At 27.7% G+C, this 21,190-nt stretch carries 20 protein-coding genes; 9 read left to right on the top strand and 11 right to left on the bottom strand.

Annotated elements, in window-relative coordinates; genetic code table 11:
* Window positions 1–73 precede the first annotated feature (73 nt).
* Window positions 74–1,438, bottom strand: coding sequence for a dihydrolipoamide acetyltransferase family protein (locus tag GFV00_RS01825; RefSeq protein WP_160556533.1), 1,365 nt, complete (start codon window positions 1,436–1,438; stop codon window positions 74–76).
* 164 nt (window positions 1,439–1,602) lie between these two features.
* On the opposite strand from GFV00_RS01825, the gene GFV00_RS01820 reads away from it, so the two are divergent.
* Window positions 1,603–3,492: an LTA synthase family protein gene (locus tag GFV00_RS01820; RefSeq protein WP_160556534.1), complete on the top strand. Its 1,890-nt coding sequence runs from the start codon at window positions 1,603–1,605 to the stop codon at window positions 3,490–3,492.
* Here GFV00_RS01820 and GFV00_RS01815 read toward each other — a convergent pair.
* Window positions 3,481–4,272 (bottom strand): DUF2797 domain-containing protein, encoded by a 792-nt coding sequence (locus tag GFV00_RS01815; protein WP_160556535.1) that lies wholly within the window; start codon window positions 4,270–4,272, stop codon window positions 3,481–3,483. The two genes, GFV00_RS01820 and GFV00_RS01815, sit on opposite strands and share 12 nt — an antisense overlap.
* Before the next feature lie 304 nt (window positions 4,273–4,576).
* On the opposite strand from GFV00_RS01815, the gene GFV00_RS01810 reads away from it, so the two are divergent.
* Entirely contained in the window at window positions 4,577–5,158 is a 582-nt protein-coding gene (locus GFV00_RS01810; RefSeq protein ID WP_160556536.1) for an META domain-containing protein, read from the top strand.
* A 55-nt stretch (window positions 5,159–5,213) separates the two neighbouring features.
* Here GFV00_RS01810 and GFV00_RS01805 read toward each other — a convergent pair whose 3' ends face one another.
* Window positions 5,214–5,849, bottom strand: coding sequence for a VanW family protein (locus tag GFV00_RS01805; RefSeq protein ID WP_160556537.1), 636 nt, complete (start codon window positions 5,847–5,849; stop codon window positions 5,214–5,216).
* Window positions 5,850–5,940: 91 nt separating this feature from the next.
* On the opposite strand from GFV00_RS01805, the gene GFV00_RS01800 reads away from it, so the two are divergent.
* From GFV00_RS01800 to GFV00_RS01790, 3 genes are read left to right on the top strand one after another with little or no spacing between them, the layout of a single operon-like run.
* The gene (locus tag GFV00_RS01800) at window positions 5,941–6,957 is read left to right on the top strand and encodes a hypothetical protein (RefSeq protein WP_160556538.1); all 1,017 of its coding nucleotides are present in this window, start codon (window positions 5,941–5,943) and stop codon (window positions 6,955–6,957) included.
* Complete coding sequence (locus GFV00_RS01795) at window positions 6,954–7,865, top strand: glycosyltransferase (protein WP_160556539.1); 912 nt, start codon at window positions 6,954–6,956, stop codon at window positions 7,863–7,865. The genes GFV00_RS01800 and GFV00_RS01795 overlap by 4 nt, the downstream gene beginning before the upstream one ends.
* 4 nt (window positions 7,866–7,869) lie before the next feature.
* Complete coding sequence (locus GFV00_RS01790; protein ID WP_160556540.1) at window positions 7,870–8,775, top strand: glycosyltransferase family A protein; 906 nt, start codon at window positions 7,870–7,872, stop codon at window positions 8,773–8,775.
* A 537-nt stretch (window positions 8,776–9,312) separates the two neighbouring features.
* Here GFV00_RS01790 and GFV00_RS01785 read toward each other — a convergent pair.
* The 5 genes from GFV00_RS01785 to GFV00_RS01765 all read right to left on the bottom strand — a co-directional run bounded on the left by GFV00_RS01785 (window position 9,313) and on the right by GFV00_RS01765 (window position 15,730).
* The gene (locus tag GFV00_RS01785; RefSeq protein ID WP_160556541.1) at window positions 9,313–10,203 is read right to left on the bottom strand and encodes a hypothetical protein; all 891 of its coding nucleotides are present in this window, start codon (window positions 10,201–10,203) and stop codon (window positions 9,313–9,315) included.
* Window positions 10,204–10,608: 405 nt separating this feature from the next.
* The gene (locus GFV00_RS01780) at window positions 10,609–11,889 is read right to left on the bottom strand and encodes a glycosyltransferase family 4 protein (protein WP_160556542.1); all 1,281 of its coding nucleotides are present in this window, start codon (window positions 11,887–11,889) and stop codon (window positions 10,609–10,611) included.
* A 3-nt stretch (window positions 11,890–11,892) separates the two neighbouring features.
* On the bottom strand, window positions 11,893–14,406 hold the full coding sequence (locus GFV00_RS01775; RefSeq protein ID WP_160556543.1) for a YfhO family protein: 2,514 nt from the start codon (window positions 14,404–14,406) through the stop codon (window positions 11,893–11,895).
* A complete protein-coding gene (locus GFV00_RS01770; RefSeq protein WP_160556544.1) occupies window positions 14,393–14,620 on the bottom strand; it encodes a hypothetical protein in 228 nt (75 codons plus the stop codon). The genes GFV00_RS01775 and GFV00_RS01770 overlap by 14 nt, the downstream gene beginning before the upstream one ends.
* A gap of 30 nt (window positions 14,621–14,650) precedes the next feature.
* Window positions 14,651–15,730, bottom strand: coding sequence for a DUF6263 family protein (locus GFV00_RS01765; protein ID WP_160556545.1), 1,080 nt, complete (start codon window positions 15,728–15,730; stop codon window positions 14,651–14,653).
* A 176-nt stretch (window positions 15,731–15,906) separates the two neighbouring features.
* Between GFV00_RS01765 and GFV00_RS01760 the strand changes: the two genes are divergently transcribed.
* Both GFV00_RS01760 and GFV00_RS01755 read left to right on the top strand, forming a co-directional pair.
* Window positions 15,907–16,473, top strand: coding sequence for an RNA polymerase sigma factor (locus GFV00_RS01760; RefSeq protein ID WP_160556546.1), 567 nt, complete (start codon window positions 15,907–15,909; stop codon window positions 16,471–16,473).
* Window positions 16,470–17,468 (top strand): hypothetical protein, encoded by a 999-nt coding sequence (locus tag GFV00_RS01755; RefSeq protein ID WP_160556547.1) that lies wholly within the window; start codon window positions 16,470–16,472, stop codon window positions 17,466–17,468. The genes GFV00_RS01760 and GFV00_RS01755 overlap by 4 nt, the downstream gene beginning before the upstream one ends.
* Before the next feature lie 5 nt (window positions 17,469–17,473).
* Here GFV00_RS01755 and GFV00_RS01750 read toward each other — a convergent pair whose 3' ends face one another.
* The 3 genes from GFV00_RS01750 to GFV00_RS01740 form a co-directional block, all read right to left on the bottom strand.
* Window positions 17,474–18,259, bottom strand: coding sequence for a DUF3108 domain-containing protein (locus GFV00_RS01750; protein WP_160556548.1), 786 nt, complete (start codon window positions 18,257–18,259; stop codon window positions 17,474–17,476).
* 136 nt (window positions 18,260–18,395) lie between these two features.
* On the bottom strand, window positions 18,396–18,635 hold the full coding sequence (locus tag GFV00_RS01745; protein WP_105298136.1) for a NifU family protein: 240 nt from the start codon (window positions 18,633–18,635) through the stop codon (window positions 18,396–18,398).
* Between the two features lie 14 nt (window positions 18,636–18,649).
* A complete protein-coding gene (locus GFV00_RS01740) occupies window positions 18,650–19,729 on the bottom strand; it encodes an Mrp/NBP35 family ATP-binding protein (RefSeq protein ID WP_160556549.1) in 1,080 nt (359 codons plus the stop codon).
* Window positions 19,730–20,012: 283 nt separating this feature from the next.
* On the opposite strand from GFV00_RS01740, the gene GFV00_RS01735 reads away from it, so the two are divergent.
* The gene (locus tag GFV00_RS01735) at window positions 20,013–20,795 is read left to right on the top strand and encodes a HipA family kinase (protein WP_160556550.1); all 783 of its coding nucleotides are present in this window, start codon (window positions 20,013–20,015) and stop codon (window positions 20,793–20,795) included.
* Window positions 20,773–21,162, top strand: a complete 390-nt coding sequence (locus tag GFV00_RS01730) for a DUF3037 domain-containing protein (RefSeq protein ID WP_160556551.1) — start codon at window positions 20,773–20,775, stop codon at window positions 21,160–21,162. The genes GFV00_RS01735 and GFV00_RS01730 overlap by 23 nt, the downstream gene beginning before the upstream one ends.
* The last annotated feature ends 28 nt before the right edge of the window (window positions 21,163–21,190 follow it).

Below are 21,190 nucleotides of genomic sequence, written 5' to 3'. Positions count from 1 at the left end.
ATTAGCAGTATATAATATTGTATTGAATGAATGTTCACAAGCTACAATTAATTTTTTTAAATATATTTCAACTTTAAAATTTTGTATTAGGATCAAATTTTTCCAAATATTCAGAAACCTTTTTAGCAAAAGCACCTCCTAAAGCTCCATCTATGACCCTGTGATCATAGGTATGTGAGATAATCATCATATGGCGTATACCTATCATGTCTCCTTGTGGAGTTTCAATAACTGCCGGTTTTTTAACAATCGATCCAACAGCCATAATAGCAACTTGAGGTTGGTTGATGATCGGCGTTCCTGCAAGGTTTCCAAAACTTCCAATATTACTCAAAGTATACGTTCCACAATTGGTATCTTCCGGTTTTAGCTGATTATTTCTTGCACGATTTGCTAAATCATTTATTGATCTTGCAAGCCCGGATAAACTCAACTGATCTGCATTTTTTATAACTGGAACAATTAAATTGCCATTAGGAACAGCAGTTGCTATACCTATATTAATATTTTTCCTTTTTATAATTCTATCCCCATCTACGGAGATATTAATCATAGGAAAATCTTTTATTGCTTTAACAATTGCCTGAATAAACATAGGCATAAAAGTGAGCTTAACTCCTTCATTTTTGAAGAAAGAATCTTTATTTTTATTTCTCCAAAGCACTATATTGGTAACATCTGCTTCAACAAATGAAGTAACATGGGCTGAAATTTGTCTGCTTTGCAGCATATTTTTAGAAATAAGCTTACGCATACGGTCCATTTCTATGATTTCGTCACCATCCGATATGGAAGGAGAAGAATTTAATATAGAGGTTTCAGATGTATTTTCTGATACTTTAGGGCTATTATGAACCGGTTCCAGTATAGGTGATACTTTTATGGTAGCGGAAAGATTTCTACTTTTTAAATAGGAAAGGATATCTTCTTTTGTAATTCTACCGTTTAATCCCGTACCTTTTAGTAAATCTAATTCCGATTGAGAAATATTTTCTTTTTTACAAATAGATCTAATTAAGGGTGAATAATACGTACTTTTAGAAGCATTACTATTATGTAGTTCAGAGTTAGAAACCAAAGGTTTTTCTAATTCAGCTGTTATATTAGGTACATTTATAGATGTATTGATTGTTAGAGTATCATCCTGATTTAAAGATATTTCGGTTTTAGAAACAGCAGATGATTTTTCATCAATATCTTCAATTTCTAATATAGCAAAAGCTTCTCCAATTTTGCAAATGTCATTTACTTCTTTAAGCTTTTTTAGTAGTTTTCCCGAAATGGAGGAAGGAACATCTGAATCGACCTTATCTGTCGCAATTTCAACAATAGTTTCGTCTTCTTCTACATAATCTCCTTCATTTTTTGCCCATCCGGTAATAGTAGCTTCCATTATACCTTCTCCCATAGGAGGTAATATAAGTTTATATTCAGCCATAATTAATAATTAGAAAGACAAAACTAGGAAAAAAATATGGAATGAGATTAAATTTTTTAGGTTGTACTAAGATACACTATTAAATTATTAAAAAAACCAAATTTCATTGATTAAATTGATGAAAAATTGTATAGTTTTGAATTACTAACTATTCAATTCTTATTATGAATTATAAATTAAGTATAAAATTGCTATTGCTTAGATTATTATTCTTAATTTTTTGTTATCAGCTTTGTAGAACAATATTCTATCTATTCAATTTACATTGTTTTGAAAATATAGGATTATCGGAATTTTTAGGAGGCTTACGATTTGATCTAGCGGCAATTTTTTTAAGTAATATATTAATAATTGTATTAAGTACGATTCCGGGAAACTTCAAATATAAACTTATTTATCAAAAAAGTTTAAAAATACTATTTTTTTTAATCAATGCCTTTTTTATAGGTTTAAATTTCATTGATATAAAATATTATATATATACTAATAAAAGAAGTACCTATTCATTGATTACTGCTTCCGGTATGGAAGGAGACATACTCAGACTAATTCCTGTATTCCTAACTCAATATTGGTATATGTTTTTAGGATATTTATTGGCTATGTTTTGTTTTTGGAAATTTATTCCTGAAATTTCATATAGACAAGAAAAAGAAAACGGATGGAAAGGTATTTTCGTAAGCTCATTAGTTTTTTTATTATTTATCGGCTTAATTATATTATTAGGAAGAGGAGGAATCCAAAGAGCTCCAATTAAAACGGTTGATGCTATCAATTATACCGATTATCCCCAAAATACCGCAGTGGTATTAAACACAACTTTTACAATTTTTAAAACTTTAAATAAAAAAGATAATTTAAAAAAGAAGAATTATTTTACCCCTCTACAATTAAAAACTTTTTATCAACCAATTATAGATATCAATTCTTATGGAATTTTTAATAAAAAGAATTTAGTAATTCTTATTTTGGAAAGTTTTGGAAAAGAAAATATTAATCAACAATTCGAAGGAAGGAAATTAACTCCGTTTTTAGATTCTTTATTTACAGAGGGCAGGTATTATACCAATGCTTTTGCTAACGGATTAAAATCTATAGATGCTGTACCTTCAATAATTACATCTATACCTTGTCTTATGGAAGTTTCTTATATATCTTCACCATATTCCTTTAATCATATCGATGGTTTTAATGCTGTTTTAAAAAAAGAAGGATATAGTACTTCTTTTTTTCACGGTGCATTTAATGGAAGTCAAAATTTTAATGAATTCGCCCTTATTTCCGGCTATGATCATTATTATGGTAAAAATGAATACACGGAAAAAGGTGGATATGATGGAGTATGGGGGATTTTTGATGAAGAATTTTTACAGTTTGCATTAAAAAAATTTAATACATTTAAACAACCTTTCTTTTCAACTATTTTCACCATTTCATCACATTCTCCTTATACCATTCCTGAACAATATAAAAATAAATTTCCTAAAGGAAACAGAGATATACACGAAAGTATCGCTTATTCCGATTTTGCTTTAAGAAAATTTTTTGAGAATGCTAAAAAACAAGAATGGTATACTAACACGGTCTTTGTTATAACTCCCGATCATACAAGTAGAGGAGGGGCTAAACCTGAATACTTTTCAACAGAAATTGGTAATTATTCAATACCCATATTACTATTTGACCCTTCTAATTCTAAATTAAAGGGAAAAGAAAATAAATTAATGGGTCAAATTGATATTTATCCTGAAGTTTTGAGTTATCTGAATTATAAAGGACAAATTTTTTCATTTGGCAATCCCGTTGAAAGTGAAGATCGAGTGGTTGCCAATTTTAATGAGGGTGTTTATAGATTTTTAATCAATCAGTATTTTGTGGCTTTTGATGGTGAAAAGATTTTACGTGTATATGATTATACAAAAGACAGTTTATTACAACATTCAATTTCAAATTATCCTAAAGAAAACTTTGAATTTAAAATAAAATCGTATATTCAACAATATAATAACAGGCTGATAGATAATGAATTATCTTTACTTAACTCAAAGGATTAAATCGACTACAAATCCCTCATGATTTCTAACATTAAACACCATATTATTATCTAAAAGCAAATATTGACCTTTAACACCTTTTAGAATTCCTTCAAATTCAAAAACCTTTTTAAGGTTTACCGAATTTACTTTATGTGGGTATGAGATCACAGGATATTGAAAATTAAAAATTTCGTTATCCTCTAAAATATAATTTTCTAATTGATCGGGTATAAATGTTTTAAGCTCATTTTTCACAATTGATAAATCTATATAGGGAACTGATTCTCTCAACATTTTCCTATAATTGGTTTTATCTGAAACGTGCTTTTTAAGAATGGATTCAATGACTCCTGCTTCATATCTATTTTCAGTTTCTGCTAATTTTATGGCATACTCAGCACCTTGATCGATCCATCGATAAGGTAATTGTGATTTTCTAGTGACACCTACCTTAACTCCTCCGGAATTAGCTAAGTAAACTATATGAGGCTGAAGTTGAGCTTGAGATTCAACACTTAAATCTCTGTCTTCCTTTCCTAAATGGGCTTTTGATAACTCGGGCCTTAGGATCCAATCTCCTGCATAGGGAGACGTAAAATAACATTCCTTACAATATCCCATGACAAATATTTCTTTATCTAAACCACATCCCAGACATTTATAATGGTCAAATCGAATTTTTATTTTTTTATCTAATAGTTGATTTATAATAATAATTTCATCATTAAAATTTAGATAATATTGAATAGGAGAATTATATTCGGTTATCATTTTGGTTAGTTGTCCGGTTAGATGCATAAAGAATAATTTATTTACATTTAGTCAGTATTGTAATCTTGAATATTACAAATGTATTAAATATGCATTTATATAATAGTTTAATATTAGGTTTATATTAAAATATAATTTTTAAATATATGAGTTTAATTTACTTTAAGATAATAAATTAATAATAACAAACGTTATACGGCGTATAGGGAAAATTTATATTAGTTAAAAAAAAATCTAAAAAAATAGTTGTTATTGCAGGTTTTTTATATCTTTACCTAATATTTATTTTGCTCAAAAAGTTAATTAATCGTATAATACATACTTAAATATTATGAAAAAAAGTTTATTGAATTTTCATTTGATCTTCTTAGGGTTATTTCCATTATTTCTTATTACAAGTTGTGGAACATCAAAAAAAGCTATAGTTTATAATGATGAAGTTGAGATTAATCAACACGAAGATGTAATAGATAGTTTAGAAATAATTGAGAATGGTAATGAAGATAAAATAATTGAAGTTAAAGAAACATTAAATATTAGAAAACCTAAAGGTAAATTAGATAAAATTTTAGTCTATTTAGGCGATGAAAATGTTGTGAAATGGAGATTAGTAAGGTTGAATTCTCAAAATGTTGAAGATTTATATGAGAATGTTCCCTTGATGAGATTTGATGAACCTTGGAAACAAATTTACGGAACAACAGGTTGTAATAAATTTACAGCATATTATACTTGGGAAAATACTATTTTTAACATTTCAAGATTAACTTCTACTGAATTGCCTTGTGATTTTGATGAATCACAATTTCTAAATGCTATGCAAAGTATTGATGAAATAAGAGAAGAAGATTCTATTTTATCATTTTATAATGATGGTCAAGAAATTTTGGTTTTTGAAAGATATAATCAGTAAAATTTGATTAAAAAAATATTATAATAGCTTCGTGTTAAAATACATGAAGCTTTTTTTATATTTTCATTTTGTAAACAGAAACGTCTGTTGTTCTACGGTTAATTCGTGTTAAAACTTCTTTGAATTTTTTAAAATCTCTACAGGTAAAAACTACTTCATTACGTATTATTTTTTCTGTACTTAAAATAGATCCATTTAAGATTTGATTTTTTATTTCAAAATTAAATTTTAAAGGAAAATCATAATTGTTTTTAATTTTTAAATCTTTTGATTCGTATAAAACCAATGCTTCAGCACCTAATGGGTATATTCTTTGTTCTTTAGTGAAATGATCTACAGATGAAGGATGTCTCTCAAGTATTGCTAATCCACTTACTAGTGCTAGATGGTAAATAATACTGCTGTATATCTCGTATAGTAAGATTGAGTCAGAATTTTCTGAAATGTGAGCTGGATTTCCTAAAATTTTCCAAAAAGAAAATACCTGTTTGGGTTTTACTACTACATTAGACAATTTATTTTGTATCCATAAAATCTGACTAGCTAATTGTTCTACAGAAACAAAAAGATGATCTATAATCCTATATGATAAGAGAATTTTATAAGGATAAATATTTAAATCTTTTTTTTGTTGTTTTGCATAATTAATAATTGAAAAATATTCTTTAAAGATTTTAATTGGGTTTATCATAAAAGTTATTAATCATATAATTAGAAGTAAAAAGACATCACTAAATTTAATTAAAAATAATTAATGATTAAATTTGCAAAACTAAAAAATTATGAGAATAAATTATTCTACAAGAATATATATAATTTGTCCTGCAAATATCTCAACCGGAGGGCCTGAAGCATTACATCAATTAAGCCATAAATTAAGAACTGTTTTTAAATTAGATGCTAAAATGTATTATATACATAAAAAGTCTAATGAAAATCCCAAACCGCAAGTTTATAATATCTACGATACATCAGAGATTGAAACTATTGATGATCATCCTAATAATATTATTATCATTCCAGAATCTCTTACTAATTATATTTTTAAGTTTAAAAAAAGTAAGAAGATTATTTGGTGGTTGAGTGTTGATTTCTATTCAATTTGTATGAAGAATAGGCACAGAGGATTAAAATTTTATATTTCAAAATATTTTAAAGGTCAATTAGAAGAGCAGGAGTACCATTTGGAAAATCTTCCAGATGTGTATCATTGGGCGCAATCTTACCGATCCTATATATATCTTGTCGAAAACCATATACCAGAAAATAAGATATCTTTTGTATGTGATTATGTTAATCCACTTTTTTTAGCAGAAAGTAATCGAATTAAAAATTTAGTAAATAAAGAAAATATAATAATCTATAATCCTAAAAAAAATAATAAAGATTTAAAATCCATACAAAAGAAAAGCTCGAAGTATACATGGATAGCCATAAAGAATATGACACCCGATCAAGTGGTTGAAACCATGAAAAAAGCAAAAGTATATATAGATTTTGGATACAATCCCGGAAGAGACAAAATGTTAAGAGAATCATCTGTAATGAAATGTATTATTATTTCAGGTATGGGTGGATCTTCAAAATATCAACAAGATTTGAATATTTCAATTGGATATAAGTTTAAATATACAAAAAATGAACTTTCAAAAATTATTGATAAAATAGAATATTCTATAACCAATTATGAGCAAGCAATTTTGGAATTTAATGAGTACAGAAACGAAGTTCTAAATGAAGAATTAGAATTTGAAAATCAATTACAATTATTTTTTAATATAAATCCGGCTAAGAAATGATATCAGTTATAATTCCCATCTATAACGTAGAAAAATATTTAAGTAGATGTTTAGATTCTGTAATAAATCAAACGTATTCAGATTTGGAAATACTATTAATTAATGATGGATCTACAGATTCTAGCGGATTTATTTGTGATGAATATGCAAAAAATGATTCCAGAATTGTTGTTATTCATCAGGAAAATAAAGGTCCCTCACATGCAAGAAATAAAGGATTAGACAAAGCAAAAGGAGAATATATTAGTTTTATTGATCCTGATGATTTTATCTCTTTAAATTTTTTTGAAATATTACTTAATCAGTTAATTGAAACAGATAGCGATATTTGCATATGTAATTTCCAAAGTTTTTCTAATACAATACAATTTAAAAGTTCCGATTTAATAAATACATATAAAAAAGTATATAATGGGAGTATTTTTATTACTGAATTTAAATATACTAAAGATACTGTTCTTTATGTGGTATTGTGGAATAAACTATATAAAAAATGTTTATTCGATAATTTAAGAATGCCAGAAGATGTAAAAATTTGTGAGGATGAATATATATGGTATAAGTGTATGTATAATGCTGAAAAAATTTGCGAAATAGATACAATATTATATTATTATTATAAAAGAGAAAATAGCACAACCAATAGATTATATAAAGAATTTTCATTTAAAAAAGAAATAGCATTTTTAGAGGCCTTAGAAGATCGCATTAATTTTTGTGAAAAAGAGGGTTTAAATTATTTTATGAAAGATACAATTTTATACCGAAATAAAATTTTAAGAAAGATTTATATTTCTACTCCTAAAAATAATGTTCCAGAATATATTAAAATAGAATTAGAAAAAAATATAAGAAAAATTTCTTATCTGAAAAGAATTAAAATATATTTGAAGAAAATTTTTAGCTAATAACATGTTCACTTATTCAATCATAATTCCACATAAAAATATACCTCATTTACTAAAAAGATGTTTAGATTCTATACCATTTAGGAATGATATTCAAACCATTATAGTTGATGACAATAGTGATCCTACAATTGTTAACTTTGATAAATTTCCAGGATACGATAAAGATAATATTGAAATTTATTTAACTAAAGAAAATAAAGGAGCTGGTTATGCTAGAAATATAGGTTTATCCAAAGCGAAAGGAAAATGGATATTATTTGCTGATGCAGATGATTTTTTTAATACAAATTTTTTAACTGAAACAGATAAATATGTTGATACTGATAATGATTTAATATATTTTTTAGCTACTAGTGTCTATAGTGATACATTGAATAAAGCTTTTAGAAATAAATATTTGCTTTCCACTCGTAAAAAATATTATAAAAAACTTATCAAAAATGAGGTAGAAGCAAAGAATGAATTAGTATATAAAAATTGGGAAGCTTGGGCTAAAATGTTTAATCGAAGTTTTATTGAAAAAAATAAATTATTTTTTGAAGAAGAGAAAATAGGTGAAGATGCTTTATTTGTAATTAAAGCAGGTGAATTATCAAGAAAATATTATGTAAGTGATTTTCCAATTTATTGTATTACTTACAGAAAAGATAGTTTATGTTTTAAAATGATCTCTGAAGATGATTTTGATCATAATTTTTTAGCTAAAGTTCGTATAAATAAATATTTAGAAAGCGTAGATAAGAATTCGTTTAAAATAGATTTATATCATGATATTATATTGTCATATCGTTTTGGAAGGAGAAAAAAAATGATAAATATATATAAAATTGCGAAAGAAAATGGTAATAAAATCCGAATTAAAGCTATATTAAAATATTTTTTAATTTCACTAAAAAAAAAATTTTAATATAAAAAAAATCATAATAGTTATTTAATATAAAATATTTCATTTAGATATAATAATTGAAGTATTTCATATAAGTTCTTTTAATAAAATTTTGTTATGTTATTTAGTTTTTAAACATTTTGTTATAATATTAAATTAATATATTTTTTGCAATACTATTTTAACCAAATTTTAATTATATTTTATACTAGAATAAAGCATTTTTTAAATTTTTTACAAGCTATTTACATACAATTTGTTCTTTAAAAGTTAGAATATAAATATTTTATTAATTTATATTAACTTATTTAAGTTATATTAGCTTAATATTTTTTTAAAAAAATATTAAGCTGATATTTTTTAAATTATAACTTTTAAACACTATTGCTTAACTAATAACAAAATGATTTAGATAATTGATTTTTGGATAAAATAAGGATAAATAATTGATTTTCATTTTACAGCAAAAGTTATGCACTATAAAGTATATCTAATTAACATAATTATATTTAATATCGATAATAATTAAATGAATACTATCTTAATACATTTCAAAGTTTACTGTTTTTTAGGATTTATTCCATATATTTCATTATAATTAGCGGTGATATTTCCTTTAGTTATAGTAATTTTACAAGTATTTTGATCTATTCTAAATAATGAGACGTAATCATTCAAGTATTGTATATGCGCTATTTCACCTTTTCTATTTCCACCTATTGTAATTTTTTTATTCCAATAAATGGTAAATAATTTAATAATTAATTGAGTTGTTCCAGTAATCTCAACACTATCAACTAAATATACTTTTTCTTCCTCATCCCCGTATTCGCTTGCAAAATATCCTATTATATCGGTATGAGGTATAAGATTAAATTTAACTTTTAAATATTCGTTTTTAGAAGAAACAACAGGTATATATTTTTGACTTATATAATTTTCTTTAACTATGTAATCATTTGTGGGGGTTAAATTCATATAATCCTCTTGCAAAAAAAAGCTGAATTTAAAATTAATAAAATTATAGTCTATTCCTCTAAATAAGGTAAAAAATCTATTTTTTGACATACCATATAAAGATTGTCGAAATTTATCATATAATTTAGGAGTAGGTTCATTTTTTTTTAATTGAATTTTTAATAAACTATCTTTTTCTTTTTTTAATTTCTCTTCTTCCATGAATTTTATTTTTTGAATACTATCTTTAATTTTATAAATGCTATCTTGCTTTTTTTTCAATATTTGCTTTTTGATTTCATGGGCATTCCAAACACTATCTATAAATTGTTTTTCCTTTTTTAAACGTTTTTCATTTTTAGATTTTTCAATTTTATCTTGTCTGATTTGTTTAGCATATAATATTGGGAATAATATCAAACTTTTGATTTGTGCAGAAGTAAATAAAGGAATTAAAATTAATAATAAGGTAGGCAGTATTTTTATTTTCATAATTATTTTTTTTCAAATATATAAATATGAATAAAAATGCGATAAATATTAATTTTTATTTAGAAATTAATAATTTATATTTATTATTAAATTATGATAATAATTAGATTATTTTAATTTATAAACATGTTATATTTTATTATGTATGACATTAAAAATGTTATTTTTAAAAATATTCAATTATTCAAAATAATTAAAAAAAAAATATAAAATGCCATTATTAATTAAAATTGACAATTTATAAGCAAAATGTAAATAATATGATGAATATCTATAATAAAACAAAATAATAACAACCTAAATGAATTAGTTTTATTACTTAAAATTATATATGGTAAAATTTTGATTTACGAGTATTATAACTATTTAAAACTAAGAAAATGTATTTATTATTTGAGTTAATTTCTATAAATATTTAATTAATTTTTCAGTCAGAAATTTTCTATGAAAATTGGAAATTTTTGATGAGGGAACATGTACAGTATTGCTTTTCCAACTTTTAAATTCGGTTAAAATGAATTGTTTTAGATGATCGTGATCGTTATAAGTAAAATGTTTACCGGATTCGGTTTCAATTAAAATTTTCTCAACATCAGCATTTTGTGGTCCTATAGATAAAATGGTTTTACCTGTTGCTAAATATTCAAATAATTTACCCGGAATGATACCTTTGGATTTTACATTATTAAAATTGGTTAATAGCAATAAATTAGAATTATTCATTTCTTTAATCGATTCAACATGAGGTAAATATCCTATATTGACCCAATTATTTTTTAAAGCCGAATTATTTAACTCTTCTATAATTGAATCAGAAATTTTTCCCACTAATTTTAAACGGAATTGAGAGGCAAATGCTGGATTCTCTAAAATTAATTCTATTAATACTTTCCAAAAATTAGTGGGATTTCGCAGCGTCTCGAGCATCCCTACATACGAAATGGTGAATAAAGAAGTTGGTTCATCTGCTCTATTTACTTCTGAATCAAAACCATTAGTAATACATTCAACATTTTTAGCTCCTAATTTTTTAAAATTTTCTTTATCTGAATAACTGGTTGAAAGAATCAGATCGGCATTTTGAAAAACTTTTTTTTCCATTTCCTTATGTTTTTGATCTGATCTTTGAGTTAGTTTTAGTTGAGAGTAATAGGAAATTTGAGTCCAAGGATCTCTAAAATCAGCGATCCATTTGATTTTGTCTTTTTTTATTTGCTTTAATCCTAATCCTATTAAATGCATACTATGAGGAGGTCCGGTTGTTACTAAAGTATCTATATCGTACTCATTCATATATTTTTCAAGAAACTTAATAGATGGTTTAATCCAAAACATACGAGCATCGGGAATAAAAAAATTTCCTCTTATGAATACGGAAACCCTGGATAAAATGCCTTGTTTTTTAGAAGTTTCAAATTGACCGGCTTTAAAATCTTTATTTTTCTTGGTGAGTTTCTCAGCTAAACGGAACGGTTCCCATATAGGTTTTTTGATAATTTTTATTTTTGGATTTATTTCATTAACCAAGCTTGGGTCTAAAATAGGATAGGAGGGATTTTCGGGAATATAAACATGAGGTTCAATACCGAATTCCGGCAGATATTTTGTAAATTTTAACCATCTTTGTACCCCTGGGCCTCCGGCCGGAGGCCAATAATAGGAAATGATCAAGACCTTTTTACACATGTTTTACAAAGGTTTTGAAATCTCAGAGGGTTTACTTCTTTTTTTGTAGTCATAGATCAATAATATACTGCTTATGATTACAAAAAGAAGACAAGTGCCCAGAGTTATATATTTTCCTTTTTGAATTACGGGAGGATTAAAGGAAAAATTTATAGTATGTTTTCCAGCAGGTATTTTTAAGGCACGTAACGTATAATCAGCTCTATAAATAGGAACTTCTTTTCCATCAATTGAAGCCTTCCAACCATGTGGATAATAAATTTCCGAAAAAACTCCTAATTTTTCCTCTTTACTATTAGAAATATAGGTTAAATTATTTGGTAAATATTCTTTTAATTCTATAGAAGACAAACTATCAGAGGAAGATTGAATAGTAAGGTCTTTTTTATATTTTGAATTTATGACTGCTTTTCTTTTGTTATCAATCTTTCCCAATGCTAATAATTCCTCATCGGCATTGTTGGCAAAAACAATTTCACTTACAAACCAAGCATTTCCATTATTATTAGGATTAGGAATAGGTCTGATTATAGAATCGGCAGTGATGATGTACTTGGTATTTAGCATATCAAGTATAGGTAAATTTAAGCTGTCCGATAAATAAAAATCTATTAAATCTTGATATCTCCTTAATTTAGCTCCATGATATCCACCAATCGATTGATGAAAATAAGAGGTATTAGTTTCATTAAACGGACTTAATAACAAATTGAATACTCTGTAATGAGCATGATCGTTTTGTTTAATTATATCTAATGCATGGTTAATAGGTGCTGCATTGACAATACGAGCCAAGGTTGGATCGGTTTCGGCTTTTTCTAATTGACTTTCTGTTACTTGAGTAGGAAAAGGATTTTTATAAAATTGTTTGTCCACAAAATTATCATCATTTAAATAACGTTTATCCACTCCCCATAAATCAACTAAAGATAATGCGGCAATAGCTAAAACCGCATAACTTGATTTAAAGGACTTAATTTGCGCTGCCCAAAGAAGTACAGAACAAACTAAAACGAAGAAAAAAGTTCGTAAAATATCTGATTGGAAAAGGGCAAAACGATCTTTTCTAATAGCTTCAAGTATTTCAGATTTTATAGCATTACCTTCTAAAGAAGTATGAAAGCTAAATATTTGTAATCCTAATACATACAGAAGTAATAAAATAACCAATATAAAACCGGAACTTATATATAAAATTTTAGTTTTGTAAACTTGGGTAAGAGATTCATCCATAAAATATGAATACGTACCCAATAAAGCTAATAAAGGAATAGTAAATTCAGCAATCACGAGAGCGGAAGAAACAGCTCGAAATTTATTATATAATGGGAAATACTGAATCATAAAATCAGTAAAGATCCCAAAATTTTTACCCCAAGCTAAAAAGAAACTTAGAACGGTTGCTGCAACCAACCACCATTTATATCTGCCTTTATAATAAAATAAAGCTAAAAAGGCTAAAAATATGACTACAGATCCTTGATAAGCAGGGCCTACGGTACCCGGTTGCTCTCCCCAATAAGAGCCATTAAAAGCACGTTGAAATTGAGTATATTCTTCTTGTGATCTAATATTTTCCTGTAAAGATGATTCAAGATTAGAGGTTTTAAATCCTTTTTCATTGTTACCACCTCCCATAAAATTAGGAACAAATAAATTTGCCGTCTCTAAAATGCCGTAGCTCCAATGAGTAATATAATCTGTATCTAATCCCTGATTAGGGGAAACGTTATTTTTACTTATAGTTAAATCTGACTTTCCTCGCGTAGTTTCCTTTGAATATTCATAAGTTGATAGTAAACGGGTAGAATTCATTCCCAGCGCCAGTAAAATTGCCAGAATAAAAAAGCCAGAAGAAATACCAAAAGTTTTTAAAGTTTTCTTTTTAAAGCTGTTAATAAGTTCAATCAAACCAAAAATTTCTAAAGCTAAAAACAGATAATACGTCATTTGTGGATGATTGGCTGCAATTTGTAACGATAAAAATAAAGTGGTAAGAATAAATCCGGTAACATATTTTTTTTGATACAGTAAATATACACCTGCAATAAATGGCGCAAAATAGGCTATCGTATGAATTTTAGCATTATGTCCGGCTCCTATTATGATAAAAAAATAGGTTGAAAAAGAGAACATAATACTTCCCAGCAAAGCATATTTCCAATTTTTTAACCATACCATACCTAACAAGTAAAAACCGGATAACAATAAAAATAAATAACTGGCGGGAGTAGGAAAAGTTCTTAATAAACGATCGATACTCTTAATTATATCTGAAGGATAATTAGCTCCCATTTGGTAGGTGGGCATTCCCCCAAACATGGAATTGCTCCAATAAGTGTCTTCTCCATGAATAGATCGATACTCTTCTAATTCATGCGCGCCGCCTTTATAATGGATGATATCAGGTTGAGAAATATATTTACCTGATAATAATGGACTAAAATACATAAAGGAGAGGATGACAAAAAAAAGCAAACATCCTACAACCGGCAAAAAATAACTATTTTTTTTCATTGTCTTTAGTTTCTACTTCTTCGTAATCAACTGTTTCTGCATCCCATTTAATACTCTTATTCTGAGAAGAATTTTTTCTTTGGTTATTAAATTGATGGGGCTTGGACCTGGAATATTTCTTATTTGCACGGGTACCCGAGAAAATTTTATTTAAAATATTAAAAACAAAATAAGCAACTGTGGCAAAAAATATAAATTCAATTAATCTTCCCATCGATAAATATATAAAATAATTAGTAACCTATCAATTAATATACGTGTTATTTACAGATTTTTGCACCACCTTTTCAGTTTCATCACCTTTACTGGCTGATTTGGTTTCTGTAACAGTCATAGTAAAATTGGCATTGGAAATCCAACCGGATTTATTATTTATGATAATTTTTCCATTTTGAGTGCCCTTTACAGACAATTTATAAGTTATCCCTTCTACCACTTTAGAATCTGTTTTAGAAGGTAAAGTTCCCTGAATACGAACTTCAGTTAAACTGTCACCCACTTTTACTAACTGATTATACCCTTGGTCTTTCAATTCTGGATGAGTATTCCATTTCTCTCCAATTTTTAATCCTTTTGAAGGAAATTTCATAATGGATCCTTCAAATTGTGCTTTAAAAGTTTCAGGATTCAGACCCAATTTAAAAGCATTAATAAAATCTTCTAGTTCTTTTCCTTTCAATTCGGATTTTAAGGTTGATTTTGCTTTTTCATAAATGGCGTCCATACCCTTTATGTTTGAAGCATTTCCGTAAATATCCATCGTTAATGTAAAAGTAACATTGCTGATTGCTCTGTATATTTTCCACAATTTTGCTTGATCGGGATTTTCCGGTTTTTTACCGTTGGTATCAAATACCACTACTTTACCATCCGCTTTAGTAATAACTTTTTTGCCCCCCATGGATACTTGTAAGGTATATATACCATTTTTGATATCTAATACCGTAAAGCTTATTGGATCTATGGATTCTTGCGAAACAGATTGACTTTTATCTCTAAAAGATACTGTTTGCTTATTAATTTCTCTGGAATTAAAAGAATAGGTTTTACCTTTTTCAAGAATATATCTAAGATGATAAAGGCTATCCGCATCTTGATAGATACCGGTTATAATTTCAGGACTACTTTTTTCTTGTTTATTAGTATCATTACTCGGTAAAGTTGATTCCGCGTTCAAAGATATTCCTGAACGGTTTGTTTCATCTTTTTTTGAAATGGAAGTATCTGGTAATTGTTTGGATTTTTCTTCATTTTTGCATGATAAAAGACCACCACCCAATAAAATAGATATAAACAAATAAGATACGACTGACAATTTTTTCATTACGTCAAAATTTTCTGCAATTTACTAAAGATTATTAGTAAACAAATGATAAAGCTCGGAAAAACCTAAGTTTTTTCTCAGTTGTTTACAATAATTTTGAAAATTATATATTTTGAAAATTCTATCAGGCTAATTAATTTGTATTTTAGCGTTAAATATTATTTATTCGAGGATTTTTGAAAAATCGTTTAGAACTTAAGACATACAAAGACCAAGAGCTTTTAGATAAATATCGGGAAACTCTAAATATCGAATATTTTGGTGTATTATATAGCAGGTATATTCCTTTACAATATGGTCTTTGCCTTAAATATTTAAAAGATGATTATAAAGCCCAAGATGCAGTAATGCAACTGTTTGAAAATTTACTTCCTAAAATTTTAAATTATAAAATAGATTATTTCAGATCATGGTTGTATAAGGTGTCAAAAAATTATTGTTTACAACAATTAAGAAGAGAAGGTATAGAAATAAATATAGATCATGCTATGGAAAATGTGCAATCTGAGGATGTTTGGGACTTATTGGATGAAAATAATGATGATAAAAAATATCAAATGTTAGACGATTGTATATCTAGGCTACCTCAACCTCAAAAGACATCCATTGAAATGTTTTTTTTCAAAGATAAATCGTATATGGATATTTGTGATGCTACTCAATACAGCTTGAAAAGTGTTAAAAGTTATATACAGAACGGTAAAAGAAATTTAAAGCTTTGCTTAGAAAAAAATCCTAAATGAAAAAATTACTTAACTATATAGGAGGCAAAAAAAGAGGTAAAGATGCTAGAGATATTGAAAGGCAATCCATGAAGGATGACTTTTTAAGAGAAGCTTTAGAGGGTTATGAAGAAGTTCAAGGAGACCCAAATAAGGATATTAAAAAGCTTGAAAGAAAAATTATAGATAAAACGAATCCTCGAAAGAATATATTTCCAATTTATGTCGAAGCTGCCGGATTAGTTCTTCTAGTCAGTATAAGTATACTATATAAATTAACAAACGGTCAAAGAAAGGAAAGAAATTTAATCGCTTATGAAAAATCAGGAAGTAACGACAAGAATACGAATATTCCCTTTGCAATCAATGAATACAACAATAGTTCAAACAATGAAAAGAAGGATTTTTCCGATACTTTCAAAGTAAAATCACAAAATAAAAGTAAACCTTTGACTATCGTATCTAATCATACATTGAAACAAAAAATTGATCCTAAAGAATTTATTCGAAATATAGAACCGGAATCAATCGAAGAAGATACCGATACCTTTGAAAATAAATTTATTGCACACCGGGATATAAGCGCTGAACTCAGTCAAGAAAAAGTTGAGGAACCGTTATTATCTTTGAAAACAATGAATAGAGATTCCTCTCTTGAACCGGTAAAAAAACTCAACAAAACTGATCGAGAAATAAATCAGACTTATTTAAGAGATTCTTTAGTAAGTGACTCACAATCTAATGGTATTACCCATATAAGTTTAGAATCTGAGCCTACTATAGGAAGGGAAAATTTCAATGTCTATATCTATGAAAACCTGTCGGTTAAAAAAGAAAAATGCGATTCTAAAGAAGTTAAGATAGTTATTGGATTTACTGTAAGTAAAGAAGGCAGACCAAAGAAATTACACATTCTTCAATCCAATTGCGATAAATTAGCCAATAGAATCATTAAATTAATAAAATCGGGAAGCAATTGGACTGAAGGAGAAGGAATATATCGTTTTGTAAGATAACTTGATTATTTACTAAAATTAATTGGAGTTTCTAAATTTTTATAACTACTTAAATCGGCTTTTAAAGATCCAACGGCTAATTCAGCTTTAATTTGAATTGGAACATGATTTGAGTCATCGGTTACCCACATGGTTACACTTTCTTTCTCTTTAAAAACTCTTCCTGCAAGGACGTAGGGTCTGATTTTTAAACATTTTACTTTTCCAAAACTAGATGAGATTGTTTCTCTATTCAAAATTTTAAGTTTAAAATTTAAAGTTTCACCGTCCATAAATATATTAAGACTGATATAATCTCCCGCTGTATAATTATCGGTATTCATATGCCTTAAATAATAAAATGCCGATAACATATCGTGCATTTCTCCCGTATAATTATAGGTTTTGGAAGTATTGGATTTATTATTGGTATAAGTAATATTTTTATTCGTATGATCAATGACCATCGTTTGATCTCTTACATAAGAACCTTCGCGAATTTTACGGATAAATTTAGAAGAAAGCAAAGTGGATTTATCTATATAAGTTTCATATAGGTCTTCCACTTTAAAAAATAATTTTACCGCTCCGGTAGAATATCCTTTACCAACAACATGATAGTGAGTTTTCTCATTAAAAGTTACCACATTTGTGGTAAAAGTAGCATATCCGGCATTTAAAAAACCATAATGAATCCTGTACTTTAAATATTCCCCGTCTTTAAATTGAGTAGGAGAGGGCGTTGAATAATCCGCTGATATAAATATAAAAAAGAATAAGAACGTAACTACTATCGTAAATAATTTTTTCATTCCAAATTTTTGGTTATTAGTTATAGCTCATAACATTTATTAAATAAAAGTAATTAATATAAAAATAGATTAAAATATCATAATTCTATCAAACTTATTGCCAAAAATTAAATAACAAAAGAGCAGGATTAAACTTTTATTCGCTTATACTTATTACTTCTTCAATTTCGGGTACATGTTTTTTTATAGTTGATTCAATTCCTAATTTTAATGTACTTTGATTAATTGAACAATCAGAGCATGCGCCGGTAAAACTTACAAAAACCTTATTATCTTTGATTTCTATAAGTTTAACATCGCCGCCATCGGACATTAAAAAAGGACGAATTTCTTCTAATGCTTGATTTATTCTGTCTGTTAATGTATTCATTTGCATGTAAAATAATAAAATTAATTGTTGGAACATCCTGCCATTGTTGTAATTCTTACCGCTTCTGAAGGTGGTAAATCTTCATTTCTTTTAACCAGGCTGCTTATCATATTTTTAGCCAAGTTCATATAAATTCCGGATACCATTTCATATTCTTGTAATACGGCCGGCCTTCCGTAATCAGAAGCCTCTCTGATGGATTGTATGATAGGAATTTCACCGAGGAAAGGAAGGTCCATAGACTCAGCTAATTTTTTAACACCTTTTTTTCCGAAAATATAATATTTATTATTTGGTAATTCTTTTGGCGTAAAATAAGCCATATTCTCAATTAAACCCAGAACAGGTACATTAATTTCCGGCATTTGGAACATAGCAACCCCCTTTTTTACATCCGTCAGGGCCACATGTTGCGGTGTACTAACTATAACGGATCCGGTTACGGGAACTTCCTGAACGATCGATAGATGTATATCTCCGGTTCCCGGAGGAAGGTCTATAAGAAGGAAATCCAATTCGCCCCAATTGGCATCATGAAGTAATTGGTGGATCGCTTTGGAAGCCATAGCTCCTCTCCAAATAACCGCCTGGTTGGCTCCTGCAAAAAATCCTAAAGAAAGAAGCTTTACTCCGTAACTTTCCACAGGTATAATTTTATTATTATCTGATAAAGGCTTTTCATTGGTAACATCAAACATGGTAGGAACCGAAGGTCCGTATATATCAGCGTCCAATAAGCCCACTTTAAATCCCATTTTAACTAAGGCTGTTGCCAAGTTGGATGCAACGGTAGATTTTCCGACACCGCCTTTTCCTGAAGCAACTGCTATTATATTTTTAATACCCGGAATAGCATTTCCTCTGGAATCCTTTTTTTCCGGTACTTCTACTGAAATATTCAATTTAAGCTGTACATCTTTTCCAAACTTTTGTTCAAAAGCTGTATGCATAGCTGTTTCCATTCTTTTCTTTTCATGTAGGGCAGGTGAATGAGAAAGCATATCGATTATAACGGTATCACCCATTATTTGTACATTCCTGACTAAGTCATCAACCTCTATTTCCTTCAAAAAGTTTTTAATTTCTTCTTTACTTGCCATCTTGTATTTTCTTAAAATAAAAAAGTATAATTCCTTTTTATTGTCTGTACAAATGTATTAATCTTTATGGATTTATGTATACTTTTTACTAAAGAAAATCTATAGTTGAATAGTTTAAATGAATCAAAGTATATTAAATTTTTAAACTTGCCTGGTGAAGGGTATTCTGATTTAATTTGAGTTTAAGCTAAGATAAAAAACTTATGTTGAATGAAAATTTAATTTTTAATAAAAATTAATAGTTAGAAAAAAATGTAACTTTACCGAGGATAACCCATTCACTATGGAACTGAGAAGCGTACACGTTACAAGATACATTACCCCGTTGAGAGAAGGAGGTTCCTTACCTGCCTTGGCAGAAGCTGATGACGGTTTTAATTATGTAATTAAATTCAGGGGAGCAGGACACGGTACTAAGGCTTTAATATCTGAGTTAATTGGAGGGGAAATTGCAAGATTGTTAGGATTGAACATTCCTGAAATAGTATTTATTTACTTAGACGAAGCGTTTGGTCGCACGGAGGCTGATGAAGAAATACAAGATTTACTTAAAGCAAGTAGAGGTTTGAATTTAGGTTTACATTTTTTGTCAGGAGCGTTAACTTATGATCCGGTGGTTACAAAGGTTGATTCCTATCTAGCCTCAAAAATTGTATGGTTAGATGCGTTTTTAACTAATATTGACAGAACGATTAAAAATACGAATATGCTTATTTGGCATAAAGAATTATGGCTAATTGATATGGGAGCTTCCTTATATTTTCATCATTCTTGGATAAACTGGGAACGATTATCGGTTACACCTTTTTCCGAAATTAAAAACCATGTGTTATTACCTTTTGCTTCGCACCTTGAAGAAATAGATCAACAGTGCAAAGAACTAATAAGTTTAGAAAAAATCGGTGAAATAATAAATTTAATACCCGATGATTGGTTAGATTGGAGAAGTTCAGAAGAATCCATACGGGATATAAAAAATATTTATCAAGAATTCCTTTCTAACAGATTAAATAATTCACAACTATTTATAAAAGAAGCTAATAATGCAAGAAAAACGATTATATGAATATTCCGTCATACGATTGGTGCCGAAAGTTGAAAGAGAAGAATTTATAAATGTGGGAATTATTTTGTTTTCAAAAGAAGCTAAATTTATTAAAGTCGAATATAGAGTTGATCAAGAAAAAATAAAATGTTTTAGTAAAGATAATACTTTTGATATTGATTGTATCATAAATGCGTTGGAAGCATTTAAAAAAATTAGTATAGGAGATTCTACAGGACGAGGCATAGCTGCTATGGGAATTGCAGAAAGATTTCGTTGGCTAACTTCTGAAAGAAGTACTATGATTCAAACATCCAGACCACATCCCGGGTTTTCTTCGGATCTTAATCAAACATTTTTAAAATTATTTAATGAATTGGTATTATAATACAAATTACTTGTTAACACAAAGATCA

It is taken from the genome of Apibacter sp. B3935 (genome assembly GCF_009827705.1).
Lineage (GTDB): Bacteria > Bacteroidota > Bacteroidia > Flavobacteriales > Weeksellaceae > Apibacter.
Note: the sequence above shows the minus strand (reverse complement) of the source record. Positions and strands in the feature narration are given on the sequence as shown.

What these genes read in the sequence shown, in the direction of transcription:
- GFV00_RS01825 (WP_160556533.1), bottom strand. Translation starts at nt 1,438, where the DNA reads ATGGCTGAATATAAACTTATATTACCTCCTATGGGAGAAGGTATAATG.
- GFV00_RS01820 (WP_160556534.1), top strand. Translation starts at nt 1,603, where the DNA reads ATGAATTATAAATTAAGTATAAAATTGCTATTGCTTAGATTATTATTC.
- GFV00_RS01815 (WP_160556535.1), bottom strand. Translation starts at nt 4,272, where the DNA reads ATGCATCTAACCGGACAACTAACCAAAATGATAACCGAATATAATTCT.
- GFV00_RS01810 (WP_160556536.1), top strand. Translation starts at nt 4,577, where the DNA reads ATGAAAAAAAGTTTATTGAATTTTCATTTGATCTTCTTAGGGTTATTT.
- GFV00_RS01805 (WP_160556537.1), bottom strand. Translation starts at nt 5,849, where the DNA reads ATGATAAACCCAATTAAAATCTTTAAAGAATATTTTTCAATTATTAAT.
- GFV00_RS01800 (WP_160556538.1), top strand. Translation starts at nt 5,941, where the DNA reads ATGAGAATAAATTATTCTACAAGAATATATATAATTTGTCCTGCAAAT.
- GFV00_RS01795 (WP_160556539.1), top strand. Translation starts at nt 6,954, where the DNA reads ATGATATCAGTTATAATTCCCATCTATAACGTAGAAAAATATTTAAGT.
- GFV00_RS01790 (WP_160556540.1), top strand. Translation starts at nt 7,870, where the DNA reads ATGTTCACTTATTCAATCATAATTCCACATAAAAATATACCTCATTTA.
- GFV00_RS01785 (WP_160556541.1), bottom strand. Translation starts at nt 10,203, where the DNA reads ATGAAAATAAAAATACTGCCTACCTTATTATTAATTTTAATTCCTTTA.
- GFV00_RS01780 (WP_160556542.1), bottom strand. Translation starts at nt 11,889, where the DNA reads ATGTGTAAAAAGGTCTTGATCATTTCCTATTATTGGCCTCCGGCCGGA.
- GFV00_RS01775 (WP_160556543.1), bottom strand. Translation starts at nt 14,406, where the DNA reads ATGAAAAAAAATAGTTATTTTTTGCCGGTTGTAGGATGTTTGCTTTTT.
- GFV00_RS01770 (WP_160556544.1), bottom strand. Translation starts at nt 14,620, where the DNA reads ATGGGAAGATTAATTGAATTTATATTTTTTGCCACAGTTGCTTATTTT.
- GFV00_RS01765 (WP_160556545.1), bottom strand. Translation starts at nt 15,730, where the DNA reads ATGAAAAAATTGTCAGTCGTATCTTATTTGTTTATATCTATTTTATTG.
- GFV00_RS01755 (WP_160556547.1), top strand. Translation starts at nt 16,470, where the DNA reads ATGAAAAAATTACTTAACTATATAGGAGGCAAAAAAAGAGGTAAAGAT.
- GFV00_RS01750 (WP_160556548.1), bottom strand. Translation starts at nt 18,259, where the DNA reads ATGAAAAAATTATTTACGATAGTAGTTACGTTCTTATTCTTTTTTATA.
- GFV00_RS01745 (WP_105298136.1), bottom strand. Translation starts at nt 18,635, where the DNA reads ATGCAAATGAATACATTAACAGACAGAATAAATCAAGCATTAGAAGAA.
- GFV00_RS01740 (WP_160556549.1), bottom strand. Translation starts at nt 19,729, where the DNA reads ATGGCAAGTAAAGAAGAAATTAAAAACTTTTTGAAGGAAATAGAGGTT.
- GFV00_RS01735 (WP_160556550.1), top strand. Translation starts at nt 20,013, where the DNA reads ATGGAACTGAGAAGCGTACACGTTACAAGATACATTACCCCGTTGAGA.
- GFV00_RS01730 (WP_160556551.1), top strand. Translation starts at nt 20,773, where the DNA reads ATGCAAGAAAAACGATTATATGAATATTCCGTCATACGATTGGTGCCG.